General features: G+C 73.7%; 1 protein-coding gene. It reads right to left on the bottom strand.

Annotated features, from left to right (window positions below):
- Positions 1 to 278, bottom strand: a 278-nt coding sequence (locus tag RVY79_RS19345; protein ID WP_317466191.1) for a hypothetical protein, incomplete at both ends; no start/stop codon positions are given.

Here is a 278-nt window from a genome sequence, read left to right as displayed (position 1 = left end):
CCGCTGAACCCCAGCACGATCCAGGCGTCCAGGCTGGGCGACCGTGCGGCGCGCCTGACCTTCGCGGACGCCGCCTCGGTCTCGCGCGCCAGCGCGATACGCTGATGCGACGGTGCGGAGCCGGCCGCCTCGTCATCGGTCCCGAGCGACGACAGGCCCAGGTCGTAGACGGCGATCTTGTCCCCCGTGGCGCCGCTGTCGATATCGGCTTTCAGCATCGCCGTGGTCGGCCGGTCGGAGGCGCCCGGCTCCGACACGCGCAGGTTGCCGGGCGGCCG

The organism is Chromohalobacter sp. HP20-39 (assembly GCF_033052815.1).
GTDB lineage: Bacteria > Pseudomonadota > Gammaproteobacteria > Pseudomonadales > Halomonadaceae > Chromohalobacter.
The sequence above is the reverse complement of the archived record's forward strand: the minus strand, read 5'-3'. Positions and strand labels throughout refer to the sequence as shown.